A 17,316-nucleotide genomic window follows, 5' to 3' on the forward strand; every position below is an offset into this window, starting at 1 on the left:
CCTTGCAGGTCAGGGTTCCCCGGCGAGCAGCTTGTCGAGGGACGCCCCGTCCGCCCAGCGGGCGAGGGCCGGACCGTCCAGCAGGACGGTCCGGCCCTCGCGCCGCGCCCACCGGACGTCACGGGCCCGGAACGTGCCCCGGTGCACGACGACGTGGATGAACGAGTCCGGGTCCTCACCGTGCGCCAAGGGGTGCGGCAGGGCCTCGTCCGGCAACGGCTCCGCCACCGGCCGGAAGGCGACGTCGAGCCGTCGCCCGTCCTGGTGCCGGGCGCACAGCCGCGGCCGGTCGGGCGCGGGTAACAGACGCACCTTCCAGTGGTCCCGGCGCAGCATCCGCGCCACCGCCAGCGCCAGCCCCTGAATGTCGAGTTCGAGCAGCTCCTGCGGCGTGTAGTGGCCGCGTCGGCGTCGAGCGCCGGGGCGGCGGCGCCTGACCCCCACCGTGAGCACGACCGCCGTGAGCAGCACGCCGACGACCGGGACCACGACACCGACGGCCCGGAAACCGGCGGCGAGCCCCGCCACGGCCGCGCACACCAGGACGGCGAGCACGGTGAACGAGGGCAGCACATCACGGAACCGCGGCCCGTAGCGGCCCTGGGCGCGCAGCCGGCGCACCACATCCCTCTTTCGACGACGCTGTTCCTCGACCGGATCGGACGTCCATGACGGGCGTGCCACAGTCTCAGCCCCCTGCGCGTGCCTCCCGCACCTGCTTGCGCCGACCCGGGACAACTACCCAGGGCGCCGAACGAATGCTCGATCGGCGGTCGAAAACCGGCCGAGAGCCCGGGCGCACGGGGGCACGGGAGGGCGCATGAGCCGAGCCGTGCGGACACGGGTGTGACATGAGTCATGGAAGGCGGGCCGGGATCTTGGAATGACCCGCGCCGCCACGCTGCTGCACTGGTTGTGGGCTCACCTTGCCCTGGGGGGCGCCGGGCGACGATGCCGGGTGAGGGAAGCCGCTTCGACACGGCCCAGACCCGCCCCCTCGTACTTCTGCACCACCTTCGAAAGGTTCTCCTGCGCCATGCCACTGGCTCTCCTGGCCCTGGCTGTTGTCGCTTTCGGCATCGGTACGACGGAATTCGCCACGATGGGGCTGCTGCCCCAGATCGCTGACGGAATCGGCGTGTCCGTGCCGCAGGCCGGCAACATCGTCTCCGCCTACGCGCTGGGTGTCGTCGTCGGTGCCCCCGTGCTGACGGGCATCGGCGCACGCATCCCGCACAAGAGGCTGCTGCTGCTCCTGTCCGGGCTGTTCGTCGTCGGCAACGTCGCGTCCGCGCTCGCCCCCGGCTTCGGCCTGCTCTTCGCCGCGCGCTTCCTCGCCGGACTGCCCCACGGGGCGCTGTTCGGTGTCGGCGCGGTGGTCGCGTCCCGGCTGGTCACGCCCGACCGGGCCGCACGCGCGGTCTCCAAGATGTTCCTCGGGCTGACCGTCGCCAACATCGTGGGCGTCCCGGCCGGTACGGCGCTCGGGCAGCAGCTGGGCTGGCGGGCCGCCTACGTCGCGGTGGCCGTGATCGGCGTCGTCGCCCTGGTGGCGCTGTCCCTCTTCGTCCCGCACCAGCCTCGCGGCCCGCAGACCGGCGTCCGGCACGAACTGCGGGCCATGGGCAACAAGCAGGTGGCCATCGGCCTGGCCACGGCCGTCGTGGGATTCGGCGGGTTCTTCGCCGTCTACAGCTACCTCGTGCCCATGCTCACCCACCTCACGGGCCTGTCCGACTCCTCGACCACGCTGGTCCTCGCGCTCTACGGCGTCGGCATGACCGTCGGCACGCTCGTCGCGGGCCCCCTCACGGACCGCGCCCTGCGCCCGACGCTGTACGCGGGACTCGCGCTGATGTCCTCGGCGCTGGTGGCGTTCTACTTCACCGTCCACAGCACCGTGCCCGCCCTCATCACGATCACGCTGATCGGTGCGATGGGCGCCCTCATCACCACGCCCGTCCAGATGCTGCTGATGGCCAAGGCGAAGGACGCCCCGACCATGGCGGCGGCCTCCAACCACTCCGCCTTCAACCTGGCCAACGCGGGCGGCGCCTGGCTCGGCGGCCTCGCGATCTCGGCGGGCTGGGGCTGGGCCTCACCGTCGCTGGTCGGCGCGGCGCTGGGCGTCGCCGGGCTGGGCCTGGCGTTCATGGGCGGATTCATGGACCGCGGCGGCAGCCGCTCCGAGGTGATCACGGGCGCCCGGCGCGAGCAGGTCCCCGCCTCTCAGTCCCAGAGCGGATAGGACACCGTCGGACCGAACTGCTCCGGCCGCGCGGCCGGGTACGTCAGCGTGATCCGGGAGTAGTGCGACACCTGGGGCTGCTTCTTCCACGGCCGCGCACGGTCCAGTCGTACGGTCACCGGGTAGGCGTGGAAGTGCCCGGCCGCGCAGTACGGCTTGCAGTCGTTGACCCAGTTCACGCCGTCGGCCCGCGCCGCACCCGCGTCCCACCGGGTCCAGTGCAGGGAGGCCAGACGGCTGTTGCCGTCGCCGCAGGCGAGCATGAAGTCCGTCGGACGTACCTGCGGGTGCCACAGGCAGTCGACGAGGACCGGTGGCGCGGTGCGTGGCTGGACGGCCTGCGTCACGGGCGCCGGTGCGGGCCGGGCCGCGGGCGAGGTGCCCGCGGCGGTGACGAGAGTGGCCACGGCGAAGAGCGCGGCCGTCGTGGTGAGTGCGCGTAGCTGCATGGCCGATCCCCGCTGCCGCTGGCCGACGGATGTCCCGCTTTCGACGCTACGACCGTGCGCCCGAGCGCACCACTCGAACGGAGCAGTGCGCGGTCGGCTCAGGCGGCTGCCGTCGGCGGCAGCGGGAAGAGCATGCAGGAACTGGTCGCGTGCGCCAGCACCCGGTCCTCGGCGTCGACCAGCGTGGCCTCGGCGAGAGCCGTCTGCCGGCCGCGGTGGACGATCGTGCCGATGGCCCGCACCGGGCCGGTGTCCACCGAGACCCGCTTGAGGAACTTCACGCTCAGGTCGAGCGAGGTGTAGCCCATGCCCGCGGGCAGCGTGGACTGCACCGCGCAGCCCAGCGCCGAGTCGAGAAGGGTGGCGTAGACGCCGCCGTGCACACTGCCGATCGGGTTGTAGTGCTCCTCGCCCGGGATGAGCGAGAAGACCGCGCGGCCCTCGGACACCTCGTCGAGCGTGAAGTCGAGGGTGGCGGAGATCGGCGCCGCCGGGAGCTTGGCGTCCAGGACGTCACGCAGGAAGTCCAGGCCTGACGAGCGGCCCACGGCACCGGCCGTGACCATGGGGTCGTCCCAGGTGTATGTACGTGTGCGTCCCATGCGTCTGCGCCCTCCCGGCTGACTTTGTACGGCGAAGCTAGCTCTGTCCGCACCTGACTGTCAATGACGAAGCCAGCTGGCTATCATGGCCCGGTGGACTGGCTCGCATTCAGTACCGAGAACTGTTCCGTGCAGCGCACCCTCGACGTGGTGGGGGAGAAGTGGACGCTGCTGATCGTGCGGGACGCGGCCAACGGCGTGCGCCGCTTCGACGACTTCCGCAGGCACATCGGCCTGTCGGAGGCGGTCCTCAGCGACCGGCTGCGCAAGCTGACCGAGGCCGGCATCCTCACGACCGTCCCCTACCGCGAACCCGGCAGCCGCTCCCGTAACGAGTACCGGCTGACCCGGAAGGGCTGGGACCTGTGGCCGGTGCTCGTCGCCCTGCGCCAGTGGGGCGAGGCCCACACCCCGGACCCGGCCGGTCCGGTCCTCGACATGCGGCACAGCGCCTGCGGATGCCCGGTCCGCGCGGTCGTCGCCTGCACCGGGGAGCACGGCGCGCTGACCCCGAGGGACGTGACGGTCGAGGCGGGGCCGGGAGCGCGGCCGCTGACCTGACGCGGGGCGGCTGCGCCAGCGGGGCAACGGTGTCCCAACCCCCGCAGTGGGGGCTGGGAGAGTGACGTGCGGGCGGAGGGTGGCGTCGGCTGAGGACGGGCCGCGCGACGCGGCACCGTTGCCCGTGAACCTAGCGGGTTGCCGGCTGATCCGTTCCGTGACCACCGAACCCCGCCCCGCCCGGCGAAGCCGTCGGTGCCGACTGCCACAACGCCGTCGACAGCCACACCAGGACGGTGCCGACGGCGATGTGCAGGGCGCTGGTGAGTACGGAATCGGGCAGCGCGGTCACGAAGGCGAACAGCGGCAGCACGACGGCGTACCCCCAGGCCGGGACCCTCGGGAGGGTGTGGGCGCGGATCGTCGCCGCCCCGAACAGGGCGCAGCCGACGGCGAACACGACCGCGCAAGCGGCGAGCGTCGGGAGGGTGGGGCCCGTCAGTTCCGTGTCGATGGTGTGGTCGTCGAGATGGAACAGGACGACGTTCGCGGCGAACGCCGCCCCGCCGAAGAGGCCGAGGCCGATGAGGTTGACGACGTAGGCGGTCTCCCCGAAGCGGCCGGAGGCGGTGCGCTGCCGCTGGTGGAGCGCGGTGAGGAAAGGCAGCGCGAAGGCGGGGGCGAGCGCGAGGAGGAGGCTGGTGGCGGTGGTTTCGCCGGTGAACGCCTCGACCAGCGCGGGCAGGGCGATGAGCAGGCCGGCGAGCGTCCCGGACAGGGCGCCGAGACGGATGAGGCGGACGGGGGCGAGTGCGGGTGCGGGGTTGAACGGTGAGGACATGGGGCTGACTCCGGTTCCTCTACGGCGATGGGTGGGGGGCAGGGCGAAACCGTAGGAAGCGGGGAGCGGGTCGGGGCAGGTGCCGGGCGGTGAGGTCCGCCGCCGGTGGTCACCGCTGCCCGGGCTGGTGTGGTGCCGCTCGGCGCTGTCCGGCCGGTCGGGGCGGTGCCGTTCGTCATGTGCCGTTCGGCCTTGTTCGGTCGGCCGCGGGGCCGGTTCCGCCGGGGCTGTCGCCGTGCGGTCGGGTCCGGCTTAGCCTGGGCGGTGGTATCGGGGGTGGGGGGGTGTGCATGGCGGCGTATGTGCCGGTGCCGTGGGTGTCACCGCTGCTGTACGGCGCGGTCCTCCTCGGCGGTCTCTACTATCTGGCGGCGGATCTGGGCGTCGACGGCCCGGGCCTGCTGTCCTGGCACACGGCCGGCTTCGTCGCCGGCCTCGCGGCCCTGGCCGCCGTGGAGGCGGCCGGCCGCCGCAGGCGCCTGCCACCGGTGCCGCTGCTGCTCGCGCAGTGCGTGCTGACGGGTGCGGTCGTCGTCCTGGACGCCTCGGAGCTGTCCCGGGTGCTGTTCGTGCTCCTGCCGTTCACCGCCTACTTCGCGCTCGGCCGCACGGCGGCCCTGGTGCTCGGCGCGCTGTGTCTGGCCGGACCGCTCACCGGCCGCCTCCTGACGACCCGTGACGGGTACCGCGACACGGAGTACGTGTCCGACCTGCTGATGCTCGCCGTCGGCCTGGTGCTGGCGATCTCGATGGCCGCCGTCGCCGTCGGCGAACAACGGGCCCGGCGCGAGGTGCAGGAGTACGCGGCCCGCGTCGCGGAGCTGTCCGCCGCGACCGAACGCAACCGGCTGGCCCGTGACATCCACGACAGTCTCGGCCACCATCTCACGGCGATCTCCGTGCAGTTGGAGATCGCCTCGGAGTTCGCCGCGCTGGACCCGCACGCGGCCGGGCGGGCCATGACCGAGGCCCGGCAGTCGGTGAAGCTGGCGCTGGGCGACGTACGGCAGTCGGTGCGCGCGCTGCGCGAGGAGGCACCCCGCCCGGCGCTGTCGGCCACGCTCGCGGCATGGGCGCGGGAGGACGGCGCGGGACCGCGCGTCAGCGTCGCGGTGACGGGCGAGGAGGGCGGCTACGGCACCGCCGCGCTGACCGCGCTGCACCGGGCGGCGCAGGAGGGGCTGACCAACGCGCTGCGCCACGCGCGTGCCTCCGAGGTGTCGGTGGATCTGCGGCTCGCCGATGACGGGGCCCGGCTGACGGTGGCCGACGACGGCCGCGGATTCGCGCCGGCCGAGACCACGACCGGCTTCGGCCTGACCGGCATGCGGGAACGGGTGCACCTGGTGGCGGGCAGCGTGGACATCGACAGCGCGCCCGGCCGGGGCACGCGGCTCACGGTGCTCGTGCCACGGGGCGGGGACGAGCGGTGAGCCAGGAGCCGGCGTCGGTCCGCGTGCTGGTGGTGGACGACCAGCAGCTGATCCGGGACGGCATCGCGGCACTGCTCTCGATCCGGCCGGGCATCACGGTCGTGGGGACGGCGGTGAACGGCCGGGAGGCGGTGGCGAAGGCGGTCGAGCTGCGGCCCGACGTCGTGCTGATGGACGTACGGATGCCCGAGCTCGACGGCGTGGAGGCCGTCGCCGTGCTGCGCGACCGGGCACCGAAGTGCCAGGTGGTGATGCTGACGACGTTCGACGACGAGGAGTACGTCGTCCGGGCCCTGCGGGCCGGTGCCGGCGGGTACCTGCTCAAGGACCTGCCGGCCGAGGAACTCGCGCACGCGATCCGCCTCGCGCACGCGGGAGTCACCCAGCTCGACGCCTCCGTGGCCGGTCGGCTCGCCGCGGCCCTGCCCGCACCCGCTCCCGCGGCCGGTCCCGCCGCCGTCGCCACCGGTCTCAGCCCCCGGGAGATCGACATCCTGCGGCTCGTGGCACGCGGCCGGACCAACCGGGAGATCGCCGCCCAGCTGTATCTCAGCGAGGGCACCGTCAAGAACCACATCTCCCGCATCCTCACCCGCCTCGCCCTGCGCGACCGCACCCAGGCCGCACTGCACGCCCGTGACCTGGGACTGCTCTGAACCGAGGCACCGCGCGGACGTGACCCGCGGACGCGGTGTGGCGCCCGGCGTCGTGGTTACCCGGTGGCCATGAGCGGACGGCGGAAGAACGGGCGCGACGACGAGGAGCGGTTCGGACCGCCCCCCGAGGTGGAAGAGCGGGAACCGGACACACCGGCGAAGCTGCCCGCCAAGGCATGGGGCGCGGTGCTGAAGGGCAGCCTGCGCGAGTTCCGGGACGACGAACTCGCCGACCGCGCGGCGGCCTTGACGTACTACGGAGTGCTGTCGCTGTTCCCGGCCCTGCTGGTGCTCGTCTCCCTGCTGGGTGTGGCGGGCAAGTCGGCCACCGACAGTGTGCTGAACAACCTGAGGCAGCTCACCCCGGGATCGGCCCGCGACATCATCACCCAGGCCGTCCAGCAGTTGCAGGACCGGGCCGGCACCGGCTCGGTCATGGCGATCGTCGGCCTCGTCCTGGCGGTGTGGTCGGCATCCGGCTATGTGGCCGCCTTCATCCGCGCCGCCAACGCCGTCTACGACGTCCCGGAGGGGCGTCCGGTGTGGAAGGTCCTGCCGCTGCGGCTCGGGGTGACCGTCGTCCTGATGGTGCTGGCGGTGGCCAGCGCGCTGATGGTGGTCTTCACCGGTGGCCTGGCCCGCCAGGCCGGGACCGCGATCGGACTGGGGGACACGGCACTGACGGTGTGGGCGATCGCCAAATGGCCCGTCCTTGTCCTGCTGGTCACGATCATGATCGCGATCCTGTACTGGGCGACGCCCAACGCCCGCGTGAAGGGGTTCCGCTGGATCACCCCGGGCAGCGTCCTGGCCCTGCTGATCTGGCTGGTGGCGTCCGCCGGCTTCGCGCTGTACGTCGCCGGCTTCGCCTCGTACAACAAGACGTACGGCACCATGGCCGGCGTCATCGTGTTCCTGATCTGGCTGTGGATCAGCAACCTGGCCGTCCTGCTGGGCCTGGAGTTCGACGCGGAGACGGCACGGCAGCGGGCCGTCGCCGGCGGACTCCCACCGGACGCGGAGCCGTACACCGAGCCGCGCGACACCAGGACGTGGGACGAGGAGGACCGGCGACGGCTCGCGGACGGGCTCTGAAGCGGACCTGGGGGGTCGGCTGTGCCTTGCTAACGCTGCTCCACCGGCACCCGCAGTGGGGCGCGGAAGGACAGCAGGCCCAGCATGGGGGTCTCCGACGAACCCGCCGCCTGCCGTATGCGGGGCAGCCGGCGGGCCGCCGCGCGCAGTGCCACGGCGGCCTCCGTGCGCGCCAGGGACGCACCCGGGCACCGGTGGCGGCCGACGCCGAAGGCCAGATGGTGGCGGATGTTCTCGCGGTGCGGGCACATCCGTTCCGGGGCCGGGAAGACCTCCGGGTCGGATCCGGTGCCCATCAGCATCAGCAGCAGGGGGGCGCCCGCCGGCAGGCGTACTCCGGAAAGCTCCGTGGCCCGCGCAGTGATCCTGCGCCAGCTGGTCACCGGCGGCTCACGTCTGAGGACCTCTTCCACCCAGGCCTCGGCCGGCCCCGCCTCCCCGGCCACCCGGGCCCACACGCCGGGCTCGGCCAGTGCCCGGCTCAGCACGGTGGCGATGAGTTGCCCGGTGGTGGACTGGCCGGCGATGAAGACGAAGAAGCACATGCCGACCGCGGTCCCGACGTCCAGCAACCTGCCGTCGGGCAGCCGATGACGGGACAGAGCGCCGATGAACGAGTCCGCGGGCGCCGAACCGCCCCGCACGGTCTCGGTGAGCCACTGGTGGAAGTCCGCGACGAGCCCGGCCAGTTCCCGCTGCCGTTCGAGCGCGGGTCTGCCCCAGAACAGCTCCAGCGAGGCGTCGCTCCAGCGGATGAGGGTGGCCGGGTCGATGCCGCGGATGCCGAGGAGATCCATCAGCACGCGGCAGGGGAGGGTCTGGGCGAACGACGGGAACAGGTCGCCGTCGTCGGTCGCGTCGAGGGCGGTGGCCACCGGCTGGAGCAGTTCGTCGGCGATGCGCTCGATCATCGGCACGGCGGTCGCGACGCGATGTGCGTTGAAGAACCGGGTGACCAGTCGGCGCAGTCCGGGATGGCTCGGGGAGCCGTTGTTGGCCAGCGCGGGAGGCAGCGTGAAGCCGGCCCGGACGAGAATGCGCAGTACGGGGACGGGCAGCGGGGTGATGGCGTCCTGCGCGTTGTCCGGCAGGAAAAGGTCCGGACGCATCAACACGTGACGCACGTCGGCGTAGCGGCTGACCAGCCACAACCCGGTTCCGGGGTCGTGGTGCACGGGAGACTCGGATCGCAGGCGGTCCAGCCAGGGGTACGGGTCCTGGACGAACGGGGCGCCGAACAGGTCGAGCAGACCGAGGGGATCACGGGTGTCGGTTACATCCAGTGCCGGAGGGATCACGGCCGGACGCTAACACGGCAGCGGTGCAGCTCAGGCGGGGTGTGCGCGGCATCACTAGGGAACTGGGCGCGTCTGGCGGAACTTCGTCCGGCTGCACGTGAAGCTCAGCGGTCGGCCGGCCCGCACGTTGCAGGCGGAGTCGGGCCTGTCCGCCGCCGACTTCGCGGTCCTGGGCCGTCTGACGGACGTGCCGGAAGGGCGGCGGCGCTGCCAGGATCTGGCGCGGGCTCTGGAGTGGGAGAAGAGCCGGATGTCCCACCACATCGCGCGGATGGCCGGACGCGGGCTGGTGGTGCGCGAGGAGTGCCTGGAGGACGCGCGCGGCGCGTTCGTGGTGATCACCGAGCAGGGGCGCTCGGCGATCGAGACGGCGGCTCCGCTCCATGAGGAGGCCGTGCGGGCGCTGTTCCTCGACCATGTCATACATCAACTGCTCGTCATGCCTCCCGGCGCTTGCCGCTGACGATCCGGCCGCGGGCCTCGCCGAAGCCGATCCGGGTGCCGACGGCGCCCGGGGCCGTGGCGGTGAGGACGATCTCGTCGCCGTCCTCCAGGAACGTGCGCTCCTGCCCGTTGACCGTGATCGGCTCCTTGCCGCCCCAGGTCAGCTCGATGAAGGCACCGCGCTGCTCCTTGTCCGGGCCCGAGATGGTGCCGGACGCGAACAGGTCACCGGTGCGCGAGGGGGCACCGTTGACGGTCTGGTGGGCCAGCATCTGGGCGGGCGACCAGTACATGGCGGCGTACGGCGGCCGGGAGACGACCTGGCCGTTCCACTCCACGGCTAGGTCCACGTCGAGACCCCACGGCTGTTCCATGCGCAGATACGGCAGTACGGCGGGTTCCTGCACCGGAGTCGGGACCCGGGCCGCGTCCAGCGCGAGCAGCGGCACCACCCACGGGGAGACGGTGGAGGCGAACGACTTGCCCAGGTTGGGGCCGAGCGGGACGTACTCCCAGGCCTGGATGTCGCGCGCGGACCAGTCGTTGAAGAGCACCACCCCGAAGATGTGCCGTTCCGCGTCCTCGACGCCGATGGACTCGCCCATGGCGCTGCCGGTCCCGAGGACGAAACCCAGCTCGGCCTCGATGTCGAGGCGGGTCGAGGGACCGAAGACCGGTGCCGGGTCCTGGGGGCCCTTGCGCTGCCCGGAGGGGCGGATGACGTCCGTGCCCGAGACGACGACCGACGCCGCACGGCCGTGGTAACCCACCGGCAGATGCTTCCAGTTGGGCATCAGCGGGTCCGGGTTGTCGGGCCGGAAGAGCCTGCCCAGGTTCGAGGCGTGGTGCTCGGAGGCGTAGAAGTCGACGTAGTCGGCGACCTCGAAGGGCAGATGCAGAGTCACCGCGCCCAGGTCGTGGACGGCCGCGCCGGGGATCTCGCCTTGGAGACGCTCGGTGATCTCGGCCCGTACCGCGACCCAGCGGGCGTGGCCCTGCGCCATGAAGGCGTTGAGGCTCGGCCGGGCGAAGACGTCGTCGTCCAGCAGCACGGCCAGGTCGATGACGTGGTCGCCGTAGCGGGTCGCCACGCGTGGCTCCTGGCCGGGTGTGGAGTAGACGCCGTAGGGCAGGTTGGTCAGGCCGAACAGGGAGTCGGCCGGGACGGTCAACTGGGTGGTGCTGGTCATGCGGACACCTCGGTCAGGTCGGCGACGGTCGTGGCGGGCAGCAGGCCGAGACCGGCCGACTCGATGGCGGGATCGGCGACGGAGCACGTGCCGAACGAGCGGAAAACATCACGGACTTGGGGCGACAGAGCGCGCACCCGCGCGGCGACCCGGTCGCCGTCACGGTCGGCCAGCAACGCGACCACCTCCGCCTCCTCGGCGCCCTTCAGGGCCGCGTCGGTGGCCAGGAGCAGGTTGAGGAAGCCGTGCTGTTCGAAGCCGGTCTCGGGGTCGGTGTTGCGCAACGCGTGGTGCAGCCCGGCAGTCGCCTTGAACGCCACCCCGGCCCGGGTCGCGGCCAGGACGGCCGCCGCGAGTTCGTGCTCGTCGGGGTAGAGCTCGGCGCGGACGCCTCCGGTGCGGAACTTGGCCGGATACGGCGTCCCGGCAAGCGCGGTGAGCAGCGCCGCACGCCGGTCGTCGCGCGGCACCTCGACGTACACGGTGAGGCCGGAGTCGTCGTCGATCGCCGCGGCCAGGGCGGGTACGACCGTGTCGGCGGCGACGCCGTCCGGTACGGCGACCTCAAGACCGACGAGCCGTACGGCCGGAATCCGATGCGCGGCGGCGAGAGCGTCCGAGACACCCGGCAGCGCGACGGTCACCGAGAGGTCGAAGGAGCCCTCCGGGAGGTCGGCGGTCAGTTCGGCGAGTCGGTCGATGTCCTGGGCGGCGAGCACGAACGCGCCGACCAGCCCCGCGTGGGCGCCTCGACGGTGCGCCAAGTGCGCCCGCACGGCCTCCTCGATCGGCAGGCTGCCGGGCGGGAAGACCGCGGCGTCGTCGAACAGGCCGACGAGCACCGGCGGGATCTGCGCAGTCATCGGTTCTGCTCCCAGGAGTAGGCGTACGTCCCGTCGTCGCTCGCGCGGGCGGCCTCGCCGAGCTGGAGGGGACGGAACGTGTCGACCATGACGGCGAGTTCGTCGAAGAACTCCGCCCCGATCGACCGCTCCATCGCACCCGGCTGGGGACCGTGCGGATGACCGCCCGGGTGCAGCGAGACCGAGCCCTGTCCGATGCCGGAACCCTTGCGCGCCTCGTAGTCGCCGCCGCAGTAGAACATGACCTCGTCGGAGTCGACGTTGGAGTGGTAGTACGGCACCGGCACGGCCAGCGGGTGGTAGTCCACCTTGCGCGGCACGAAGTTGCAGATCACGAAGTTGTGGCCGTCGAAGACCTGGTGGGCCGGCGGCGGCTGGTGGACCCGGCCGGTGATCGGCTCGAAGTCACGGATGTTGAACACGTACGGGTACAGGCAGCCGTCCCAGCCGACGACGTCGAAGGGGTGGTTCGGCAGCGTGTGGACGGTGCCCACGACCCCGCCCGGGCCGCGGTGCTTGATGTACACCTCGACGTTCTCGCCCTCGGCGAGCCGCGGCCCGACCGGGAGGCGGAAGTCCCGCTCGCAGTACGGCGCGTGCTCCAGGAGCTGGCCGTGCTTCGACAGATAGCGGCGCGGGGGGCCGATGTGCGAGCCGGCCTCGATCGCGTAGACGCGCACGGTCCCGTCCGGGACGATCCGGTACGTGGTCGCCCGCGGGACGATCACATAGTCGCCGTCGCCGACCTCCAGGTCGCCGAAGACCGTCTCCACGCGCGCGTGGCCGTCCTCGACGTACAGACACTCGTCGCCGATCGCGTTGCGGTAGTACGGGCTGACCGTGTCGGCCACGACGTACGCGAGCCGTACGTCCTCGTTGCCCAGCAGCAGCCTGCGGCCGGTCACCGCGTCGACGCCGGACCCGCCGTCCGCGAAGAGCTTGTGCGTGGGGAAATGGCGGGGGACGAGGGGGTGGTTGGGGACCAGGGTCTGGTCGCCGAGCTCCCACACCCGGTACTCCCGCACCGCCGACGGGATGTGCCGGTGGTAGAGCAGGGAGGAGTCCGAGGAGAAGCCCTCCTCGCCCATCAGCTCCTCGTAGTAGAGGTGCCCGTCCGGGTCCCGGTGCTGGGTGTGGCGCTTCGGCGGAACCGCCCCCGCCTGGTGGTAGTACGGCACGAATCTCCTTGTGCGCTCAGCGCACATTTTTGTGCGATGGTAGCGACGCGTTGACGGTAGGTTCGGGGCGACAGGCCAGTCAAGATCCGGCCGGTGATCCTGGGCGCGTCGGTGCGTTTGACGTGGCTTGACGTGGCGGCCCAAAAGGCTGTCGTTCTCTCGGAGGTGTTGATGGCCACCCTGCAAGGTCTGGACCGTGGGCTTCGGGCGCTGGATCTGATCTCTCTGACGGCCGAGGGGCTGACGGTGGCGGACCTGGCGGCGCAGCTGGAGATCGACCGGGCCGTCGCGTACCGGATCGTGCAGACGCTGGAGGAGCACCTGCTGGTCTCGCGGCAGGGCAAGCGAGTGCGGCTCGGGGCCGGCGCCGCCACGCTGGCCGGGCGGTTCCAGCACCAACTCGTGCTGGTGGCGCAACCGGTGCTCCAGGAACTCGCCGACGCCACCGGTGCCTCCGCCTTCCTGACGCTGGCGCACGGCGCCCGCGAATGCGTCCCGGTGGCGGGTGCGCAGCCGACGGTTCAGCACGGTCCCGTCCAGGTGGGCTACCGCATCGGGGTCCGGCATCCGTTGGAGCGCGGGGCGAACGGCGTCGCCATCCTCGCGTCGCAGCCGCCGCTGCCGGACGAGCCGGAGGAGATCGTGCGGGCGCGGGAGCTGGGCTACAGCCTCACCTCGGGACAGCTTCAGCAGGGTGCCACCGGGATCGCCGCGGGCTTCGGGGTGCCGGGTGCGGCGGGCGCCTCGGTCGGGGTGGTGGCCATGCACGAGTTCGACGTCGAGTCGGTCGCCGCAGCGGTGCAGGCGGCGGCCGCGCGGCTGTCGTCGCTCGGCACGGCCTGACGGCGTTCGACGACACGAACCTTCTCTCTCGACTGGTCATATTGCCCAGTGGTAGCCCCGCTGAACGGGGCAAACTGAGCAGCTTGAACAGCCTGAGAGGCGACTCTTGTGCAGGCGGGGGGTCCCGGTGTGTTCTACCGCCACGCGTTGGTGACACGCACACCGAAAGGGATGACCCATGAGCATCGAGCAGACCCTCACGAGCCAGGAGCGCCTCGCGGAACTCGATCTGCAGCAGCTCAAGCAGTTGGTCGGCCTCGTGGAGTACGACGCTGCGGGTGACCCGTTCCCGGTGACCGGGTGGGACGCGGTGGTCTGGTCGGTGGGCAACGCGACACAGGCCTCGCTCTACTTCCAGACGGTCTTCGGCATGGAGCTGGTCGCCTACTCCGGCCCCGAGACCGGCAACCGCGACCACCACGCGTTCGTGCTCCGCTCCGGAGCGATCCGGTTCGTGCTCAAGGGCGGCGTCGACCCGGACAGCCCGCTGCTCGACCACCACCGTCGCCACGGGGACGGCGTCATCGACATCGCCCTCGAGGTACCTGACGTCGACCGGTGCATCAAGCACGCCCGCGCGGAGGGCGCGACCGTCCTGGAGGAGCCGCACGACGTCACCGACGAGCACGGCACGGTCCGGATCGCCGCCATCGCCACGTACGGCGAGACCCGCCACACCCTGGTGGACCGTTCCCGCTACAACGGCCCCTATCTGCCCGGCTACGTCGCCCGGACCTCCGGCTACGTCAAGCCCGAGGGCGAGCCCAAGCGCGTCTTCCAGGCCCTCGACCACGTCGTGGGCAACGTCGAGCTCGGCAACATGGACGAGTGGGTCGACTTCTACAACCGTGTCATGGGCTTCACCAACATGGCCGAGTTCATCGGCGACGACATCGCCACCGAGTACTCGGCGCTGATGAGCAAGGTCGTCGCCAGCGGCAACCACCGCGTGAAGTTCCCGCTCAACGAGCCGGCGGTCGGCAAGAAGCGGTCGCAGATCGACGAGTACCTCGACTTCTACCGCAGCCCCGGCGCCCAGCACCTCGCCCTCGCCACCAACGACATCATCAGGACCGTCGACGTCCTGCGGTCCAAGGGCATCGAGTTCCTCGCCACCCCGGAGAGCTACTACACCGACCCCGAGCTGCGCGCCCGCATCGGCAACGTCCGCGTCCCGATCGAGGAACTCGCCTCGCGCGGCATCCTCGTCGACCGCGACGAGGACGGCTACCTGCTGCAGATCTTCACCAAGCCGATCGGTGACCGGCCCACGGTCTTCTTCGAGTTCATCGAGCGCCATGGCTCGCTGGGCTTCGGCAAGGGCAACTTCCAGGCCCTGTTCGAGGCGATCGAGCGGGAGCAGGCGAAGCGCGGCAACTTCTAGAAGTGACGAGCCGCCTGATTTGCTGAACCGGCAAACAGGGTGGTCGTCGGGGCGGGGAGTTGCGCAGGATCGGCGGTACGGAGGTTCGGGAGCCGGGAGTTCGAAAGCCCGGGAGTTCGGGAGGAGCCGTATGACGACGCAGTACGCCGCCGAAGTCGTCCACCGATCGGTGCACACGCCAGGAGGCCGCATCCACCTGGTCGAGCAGGGAACCGGACCGCTGGTGCTGCTCGTTCACGGCTTCCCGGAATCCTGGTACTCCTGGCGCCATCAGCTGCCCGCGCTCGCGGCGGCGGGGTACCGGGCGGTCGCCGTCGACGTCCGCGGCTACGGGCGCTCGGCCAAGCCCGCCGCCGTGGACGCGTACCGGATGCTCGACCTGGTGGAGGACAACGTCGCGGTGGCGCACGCCCTGGGCGAGGAGTCGGCGGTGGTCGTCGGCCATGACTGGGGCTCGGCCATCGCCGCGAACTCCGCCCTGCTCAGGCCGGACGTGTTCCGGGCGGTGGGGCTGCTGAGCGTGCCGTACGCCCCGCGTGGCGGGCCCCGCCCCAGCGACCTCTTCGCCCGGATGGGCGGAGAGGAGTTCTACGTCTCCTACTTCCAGGAACCGGGCCGCGCCGAAGCCGAGATGGAACCCGATGTACGAGGCTGGCTCGCGGGCTTCTACGCGGCGCTGTCCGCCGACACCATGCCTCCACCCGGCGCTCCCGATCCGCACTTCGTCGGCAAGGGCGGGACGCTGCGCGACCGGTTCCCGCGCGGCCCGCTGCCCAAGTGGCTGGGGGAGCAGGAACTCGACTTCTACGCCGGGGAGTTCGAGCGCACGGGTCTGACCGGCGCGCTCAACCGTTACCGGAACATGGACCGCGACTGGGAGGATCTCGCCGCCTTCGACGGTGCCCCGATCACCCAGCCGTCCCTGTTCATCGGCGGCAGCCTGGACGCGTCCACGGCCTGGCTGGCCGACGCGATCAAGGCTTACCCGGTCACGCTTCCCGGGCTGATCTCGTCCCACGTCCTCGACGGCTGCGGCCACTGGATCCAGCAGGAACGCCCCGCCGAGGTGAACCGGATCCTCACCGACTGGCTGGCGGTACTGCCTGGCTGAGGCTCGGCTCAGGTTCCGGCGCCTGTGACAGTATCGGCGCGGGGCGCGAGGCCGCCTGCTGAGATCGAGGGCAGAGGACGAGTGACATGGACCGGCCGCCAGGCATGATGGACGTGGCCCGGGAGGCAGGCGTCTCGCACATCACCGTCTCCCGCGTCATCAACGGCCATCCCTCGGTCCGCCCGGAGACCCGGACCCGGGTCGAGGCGGCGATCGAGAAGCTGGGATACCGCCGCAACAGTGTCGCCAGGGCCCTCAAGAGCCGCCGCTCCTCGACGATCGGTGTCGTGATCGTGGGCTCGGACCTGTTCGAGCTGCCGCGCATCCTCCTCGGCGTGGAGACGGCCGCCAAGGAGGCCGGCTATTGGGTGAGCCTGGCCAGCCGGCAGGGCGAGAGCACCACTGGTGACCTCGTGGAGACGCTGCGACGGCTCACCGACCAGTCGGTGGAGGCGATCGCGGTCGTCGCCGACCGTCCCGTCGCCGTCGAGGCGCTCACCCGTCTCTCCATCGGCGTGCCGGTCGCGGTGGTGATGTCCGGCAACGTCCCCAGCCCCGATCTGAGCTTCGTCGAGGTCGACCAGGAACTCGGCGCCCGTCTCGCCGTACGCCACCTCCTGGACCTCGGACACCGCGACATCGCCCACCTCACGGGTGCGCTGCGCACCTTCGACGCCCGGGCCCGCGTCGAGGGCTGGCGGGCGGAACTCGCCGCCGCGGGTGCCGAAGGGGCCCTGCTGGAGGGCGACTTCAGCGCGGAGAGCGGATTCCGTCTCGCCCACGAACTCTGCGCCGCCGACGCCGGCCTGCCCACCGCGGTCTTCGCCGGGAACGACCAGATGGCGATGGGAGCTCTGGCCGCGTTCGCCGAGCGGGGCGTGCGGGTGCCGCAGGACGTGTCGGTCGTCGGCTTCGACGACATGAAGGGCGCCGGATACCTGGTCCCGGCCCTGACCACGGTCCGGCAGGACTTCGCCCACCTCGGCCGCAGCGCCATCGAGGTGCTGGTGCGGATGCTGGGCGGGGAGCCCGCGGAACGCCACAAGATCGCCCCGGACCTCGTCGTACGACGCAGCACCGCGGCTGCCCGCACGGCCCGCCCCTGACCGACGGGAATCAAGGTTCGTCAGGGTGCAGACCTGGGCAGCTTGTTAACGTTAACATCGCGTTGGTTCCCGGC

18 protein-coding genes are annotated in these 17,316 nt (G+C 71.6%); 10 read left to right on the forward strand and 8 right to left on the reverse strand.

Annotation, left to right across the window (positions count from 1 at the left end; genetic code table 11):
* Positions 1 to 9: 9 nt before the first annotated feature.
* Positions 10 to 684, reverse strand: coding sequence for a hypothetical protein (locus tag CRP56_RS38835; protein ID WP_097272195.1), 675 nt, complete (start codon positions 682 to 684; stop codon positions 10 to 12).
* 352 nt (positions 685 to 1,036) lie between these two features.
* Here CRP56_RS38835 and CRP56_RS38840 point away from each other — a divergent pair, with 352 nt between their 5' ends.
* The gene (locus CRP56_RS38840; protein ID WP_097272198.1) at positions 1,037 to 2,248 is read left to right on the forward strand and encodes an MFS transporter; all 1,212 of its coding nucleotides are present in this window, start codon (positions 1,037 to 1,039) and stop codon (positions 2,246 to 2,248) included.
* Here the strand turns inward: CRP56_RS38840 and CRP56_RS38845 are convergent.
* Both CRP56_RS38845 and CRP56_RS38850 read right to left on the reverse strand, forming a co-directional pair.
* Positions 2,230 to 2,697, reverse strand: a complete 468-nt coding sequence (locus CRP56_RS38845; RefSeq protein ID WP_097272201.1) for a hypothetical protein — start codon at positions 2,695 to 2,697, stop codon at positions 2,230 to 2,232. The genes CRP56_RS38840 and CRP56_RS38845 overlap by 19 nt on opposite strands.
* A gap of 98 nt (positions 2,698 to 2,795) precedes the next feature.
* Positions 2,796 to 3,299 carry a PaaI family thioesterase gene (locus CRP56_RS38850; RefSeq protein WP_097272203.1) on the reverse strand — a complete coding sequence of 168 codons (504 nt, stop codon included), beginning with the start codon at positions 3,297 to 3,299 and terminating at the stop codon, positions 2,796 to 2,798.
* A gap of 93 nt (positions 3,300 to 3,392) precedes the next feature.
* Between CRP56_RS38850 and CRP56_RS38855 the strand changes: the two genes are divergently transcribed.
* Entirely contained in the window at positions 3,393 to 3,860 is a 468-nt protein-coding gene (locus CRP56_RS38855; protein ID WP_097272205.1) for a winged helix-turn-helix transcriptional regulator, read from the forward strand.
* Between the two features lie 130 nt (positions 3,861 to 3,990).
* Here the strand turns inward: CRP56_RS38855 and CRP56_RS38860 are convergent, their stop codons facing one another.
* Positions 3,991 to 4,641, reverse strand: coding sequence for a hypothetical protein (locus tag CRP56_RS38860; protein ID WP_097272207.1), 651 nt, complete (start codon positions 4,639 to 4,641; stop codon positions 3,991 to 3,993).
* Between the two features lie 290 nt (positions 4,642 to 4,931).
* On the opposite strand from CRP56_RS38860, the gene CRP56_RS38865 reads away from it, so the two are divergent.
* The 3 genes from CRP56_RS38865 to CRP56_RS38875 all read left to right on the forward strand — a co-directional run bounded on the left by CRP56_RS38865 (position 4,932) and on the right by CRP56_RS38875 (position 7,825).
* On the forward strand, positions 4,932 to 6,074 hold the full coding sequence (locus tag CRP56_RS38865) for a sensor histidine kinase (RefSeq protein ID WP_097272209.1): 1,143 nt from the start codon (positions 4,932 to 4,934) through the stop codon (positions 6,072 to 6,074).
* Positions 6,071 to 6,730, forward strand: a complete 660-nt coding sequence (locus tag CRP56_RS38870) for a response regulator (RefSeq protein WP_097272211.1) — start codon at positions 6,071 to 6,073, stop codon at positions 6,728 to 6,730. The genes CRP56_RS38865 and CRP56_RS38870 overlap by 4 nt, the downstream gene beginning before the upstream one ends.
* Before the next feature lie 69 nt (positions 6,731 to 6,799).
* Positions 6,800 to 7,825, forward strand: a complete 1,026-nt coding sequence (locus CRP56_RS38875) for a YihY/virulence factor BrkB family protein (RefSeq protein WP_097274902.1) — start codon at positions 6,800 to 6,802, stop codon at positions 7,823 to 7,825.
* Between the two features lie 29 nt (positions 7,826 to 7,854).
* Here the strand turns inward: CRP56_RS38875 and CRP56_RS38880 are convergent, their stop codons facing one another.
* Entirely contained in the window at positions 7,855 to 9,123 is a 1,269-nt protein-coding gene (locus tag CRP56_RS38880; RefSeq protein ID WP_097272214.1) for a cytochrome P450, read from the reverse strand.
* A gap of 97 nt (positions 9,124 to 9,220) precedes the next feature.
* On the opposite strand from CRP56_RS38880, the gene CRP56_RS38885 reads away from it, so the two are divergent.
* A complete protein-coding gene (locus CRP56_RS38885; RefSeq protein ID WP_257041538.1) occupies positions 9,221 to 9,586 on the forward strand; it encodes a MarR family winged helix-turn-helix transcriptional regulator in 366 nt (121 codons plus the stop codon).
* On the opposite strand, the gene fahA is transcribed toward CRP56_RS38885, so the two are convergent.
* Genes fahA through CRP56_RS38900 form a run of 3 tightly spaced genes read right to left on the reverse strand, consistent with a single transcriptional unit; the run spans position 9,561 to position 12,798 of the window.
* A complete protein-coding gene (gene fahA / locus CRP56_RS38890; RefSeq protein ID WP_097272218.1) occupies positions 9,561 to 10,757 on the reverse strand; it encodes a fumarylacetoacetase in 1,197 nt (398 codons plus the stop codon). The two genes, CRP56_RS38885 and fahA, sit on opposite strands and share 26 nt — an antisense overlap.
* Positions 10,754 to 11,620 (reverse strand): hypothetical protein, encoded by an 867-nt coding sequence (locus CRP56_RS38895; RefSeq protein WP_097272220.1) that lies wholly within the window; start codon positions 11,618 to 11,620, stop codon positions 10,754 to 10,756. The genes fahA and CRP56_RS38895 overlap by 4 nt, the downstream gene beginning before the upstream one ends.
* A complete protein-coding gene (locus CRP56_RS38900; RefSeq protein ID WP_097272222.1) occupies positions 11,617 to 12,798 on the reverse strand; it encodes a homogentisate 1,2-dioxygenase in 1,182 nt (393 codons plus the stop codon). Before CRP56_RS38900 ends, CRP56_RS38895 begins: the two co-directional genes overlap by 4 nt.
* A gap of 171 nt (positions 12,799 to 12,969) precedes the next feature.
* Between CRP56_RS38900 and CRP56_RS38905 the strand changes: the two genes are divergently transcribed.
* The 4 genes from CRP56_RS38905 (at position 12,970) to CRP56_RS38920 (ending at position 17,242) form a co-directional block, all read left to right on the forward strand.
* Positions 12,970 to 13,641 (forward strand): IclR family transcriptional regulator, encoded by a 672-nt coding sequence (locus CRP56_RS38905; RefSeq protein ID WP_097272224.1) that lies wholly within the window; start codon positions 12,970 to 12,972, stop codon positions 13,639 to 13,641.
* Between the two features lie 178 nt (positions 13,642 to 13,819).
* Positions 13,820 to 15,025 (forward strand): 4-hydroxyphenylpyruvate dioxygenase, encoded by a 1,206-nt coding sequence (gene hppD, locus CRP56_RS38910; protein WP_097272226.1) that lies wholly within the window; start codon positions 13,820 to 13,822, stop codon positions 15,023 to 15,025.
* A gap of 130 nt (positions 15,026 to 15,155) precedes the next feature.
* Entirely contained in the window at positions 15,156 to 16,136 is a 981-nt protein-coding gene (locus tag CRP56_RS38915; protein WP_097272228.1) for an alpha/beta fold hydrolase, read from the forward strand.
* Between the two features lie 86 nt (positions 16,137 to 16,222).
* A complete protein-coding gene (locus CRP56_RS38920) occupies positions 16,223 to 17,242 on the forward strand; it encodes a LacI family DNA-binding transcriptional regulator (RefSeq protein WP_097272231.1) in 1,020 nt (339 codons plus the stop codon).
* Positions 17,243 to 17,316: the final 74 nt, after the last annotated feature.

Origin of the sequence: Streptomyces sp. TLI_55, from assembly GCF_900206255.1 — a bacterium.
GTDB lineage: Bacteria > Actinomycetota > Actinomycetes > Streptomycetales > Streptomycetaceae > Streptomyces > Streptomyces aquilus.